This is a genomic window from Burkholderia sp. AU33423 (assembly GCF_002223135.1).
GTDB lineage: Bacteria > Pseudomonadota > Gammaproteobacteria > Burkholderiales > Burkholderiaceae > Burkholderia > Burkholderia lata_D.
On the sequence record NZ_NKFH01000011.1, the window covers coordinates 1 to 3328 of the forward strand.

2 rRNA genes are annotated in these 3328 nt (G+C 52.1%); both read right to left on the bottom strand.

Annotation, left to right across the window (positions count from 1 at the left end):
• Window positions 1-11: 11 nt before the first annotated feature.
• A 5S ribosomal RNA gene (gene rrf / locus CFB50_RS38430) occupies window positions 12-124 on the bottom strand.
• A gap of 132 nt (window positions 125-256) precedes the next feature.
• Window positions 257-3138 (bottom strand): 23S ribosomal RNA (locus tag CFB50_RS38435).
• Window positions 3139-3328 lie beyond the last annotated feature (190 nt).

The following is a 3328-nucleotide window of genomic DNA, read 5'->3' on the forward strand; positions in this document are numbered from 1 at the left end:
TGGCTTAGGGAGCCTGACGATTACCTACTTTCACACGGGAATCCGCACTATCATCGGCGTAGAGTCGTTTCACGGTCCTGTTCGGGATGGGAAGGGGTGGGACCGACTCGCTATGGTCATCAGGCAAAGAGGGTTGTTGTGCTGGCTTCGCAGCACAACCAATCTGGGAAGAAGCAGTAATTTTGAGTTGTGTGTATCACACACGAGAATCCAACCAATCCGACGCGCTGTATTCAGCGCGAGACAGACTTGTTATAGGATCAAGCCTTACGGGCAATTAGTATCAGTTAGCTGAACGCATTACTGCGCTTACACACCTGACCTATCAACGTCCTGGTCTCGAACGACCCTTCAAGGGAATCTAGTTCCCAGGGATATCTCATCTTAAGGCGAGTTTCCCGCTTAGATGCTTTCAGCGGTTATCTCTTCCGAACATAGCTACCCGGCGATGCCACTGGCGTGACAACCGGTACACCAGAGGTTCGTCCACTCCGGTCCTCTCGTACTAGGAGCAGCCCCCTTCAAATATCCAACGCCCACGGCAGATAGGGACCAAACTGTCTCACGACGTTTTAAACCCAGCTCACGTACCTCTTTAAATGGCGAACAGCCATACCCTTGGGACCGGCTACAGCCCCAGGATGAGATGAGCCGACATCGAGGTGCCAAACACCGCCGTCGATATGAACTCTTGGGCGGTATCAGCCTGTTATCCCCAGAGTACCTTTTATCCGTTGAGCGATGGCCCTTCCATACAGAACCACCGGATCACTATGACCTGCTTTCGCACCTGCTCGACTTGTCGGTCTCGCAGTTAAGCACGCTTATGCCATTGCACTATCAGCACGATTTCCGACCGTACCTAGCGTACCTTCGTACTCCTCCGTTACGCTTTGGGAGGAGACCGCCCCAGTCAAACTGCCTACCATGCACTGTCCCCGACCCGGATCACGGGCCAAGGTTAGAACCTCAAACAAACCAGGGTGGTATTTCAAGGACGGCTCCACCGAAACTAGCGTTCCGGTTTCATAGCCTCCCACCTATCCTACACAGATCGGTTCAAAGTCCAATGCAAAGCTACAGTAAAGGTTCATGGGGTCTTTCCGTCTAGCCGCGGGTAGATTGCATCATCACAAACACTTCAACTTCGCTGAGTCTCGGGAGGAGACAGTGTGGCCATCGTTACGCCATTCGTGCAGGTCGGAACTTACCCGACAAGGAATTTCGCTACCTTAGGACCGTTATAGTTACGGCCGCCGTTTACCGGGACTTCAATCAAGAGCTTGCACCCCATCATTTAATCTTCCGGCACCGGGCAGGCGTCACACCCTATACGTCCACTTTCGTGTTTGCAGAGTGCTGTGTTTTTATTAAACAGTCGCAGCCACCAGTTTATTGCAACCCCTTCACCCTTTGCGCGCAGGCGCATCAAGCTACAAGGGCGTACCTTATCCCGAAGTTACGGTACCAATTTGCCGAGTTCCTTCTCCCGAGTTCTCTCAAGCGCCTTAGAATACTCATCTCGCCCACCTGTGTCGGTTTGCGGTACGGTCATCGTTAGACTGAAGCTTAGAGGCTTTTCTTGGAACCACTTCCAATTGCTTCGCTTCCTAAGAAGCTCGCGCCACACCCTTGAATTACGCACCCGGATTTGCCTAAGTGCCTTCTCCAATGCAGCGACCGGGACTTCCAACACCCGGACAACCTTCCGCGATCCGTCCCCCCATCGCATCTAACAATGGTGCAGGAATATTGACCTGCTTCCCATCAGCTACGCATTTCTGCCTCGCCTTAGGGGCCGACTCACCCTACGCCGATGAACGTTGCGTAGGAAACCTTGGGCTTACGGCGAGGGGGCCTTTCACCCCCTTTATCGCTACTCATGTCAGCATTCGCACTTCCGATACCTCCAGCACGCTTTTCAACGCACCTTCGCAGGCTTACGGAACGCTCTCCTACCATGCGTGCAAAGCACGCATCCGCAGCTTCGGTATATAGCTTAGCCCCGTTACATCTTCCGCGCAGGACGACTCGATCAGTGAGCTATTACGCTTTCTTTAAAGGGTGGCTGCTTCTAAGCCAACCTCCTGACTGTTTTAGCCTTCCCACTTCGTTTCCCACTTAGCTATATTTGGGGACCTTAGCTGGCGGTCTGGGTTGTTTCCCTCTTGACACCGGACGTTAGCACCCGATGTCTGTCTCCCGTGATTGCACTCTTCGGTATTCGGAGTTTGCTATGGCGGGGTAATCTGCAATAGACCCCCCAACCATGACAGTGCTCTACCCCCGAAGGTGAGACACGAGGCACTACCTAAATAGTTTTCGGAGAGAACCAGCTATTTCCAAGTTTGTTTAGCCTTTCACCCCTATCCACAGCTCATCCCCTAACTTTTCAACGTTAGTGGGTTCGGACCTCCAGTACGTGTTACCGCACCTTCATCCTGGCCATGGATAGATCACTTGGTTTCGGGTCTACGCCCAGCAACTGAACGCCCTATTCGGACTCGCTTTCGCTACGCCTGCCCTATACGGTTAAGCTTGCTACTGAACGTAAGTCGCTGACCCATTATACAAAAGGTACGCCGTCACCCCTTACGAGGCTCCGACTGTTTGTATGCATGCGGTTTCAGGATCTATTTCACTCCCCTCCCGGGGTTCTTTTCGCCTTTCCCTCACGGTACTGGTTCACTATCGGTCGATCACGAGTATTTAGCCTTGGAGGATGGTCCCCCCATCTTCAGACAGGATTTCACGTGTCCCGCCCTACTTGTCGCACACCTAGTTCTTTCATACTGTTTTCGCCTACGGGGCTATCACCCGCTATGGCCGCACTTTCCAGAGCGTTCGGCTAACAATACAAATAAAGAGTGCAAGGCTCATCCCATTTCGCTCGCCACTACTTTGGGAATCTCGGTTGATTTCTTTTCCTGCGGTTACTTAGATGTTTCAGTTCACCGCGTTCGCTTCGCATGGCCTATGTATTCAGCCATGGATACTCCAAAAGGAGTGGGTTTCCCCATTCGGACATCTACGGATCAAAGCTCGTTTGCCAGCTCCCCGTAGCTTTTCGCAGGCTACCGCGTCCTTCATCGCCTGTGATCGCCAAGGCATCCACCACATGCACTTGTTCGCTTGACCCTATAACGAGTCTGTCTCGTTACAGGTTGAGTTCTCGCGTTGTGCCGTATTCCAATTGAGTCAAACATAGAGTTCGAATCATCTTGAGATACATCGATACAATCACAACCCGGATAGTTTTCACGTCCATCTCAAGACGCTTCCGCTATCCAAATTACTTACTTCTTCCAGATTGTTAAAGAACGACAGC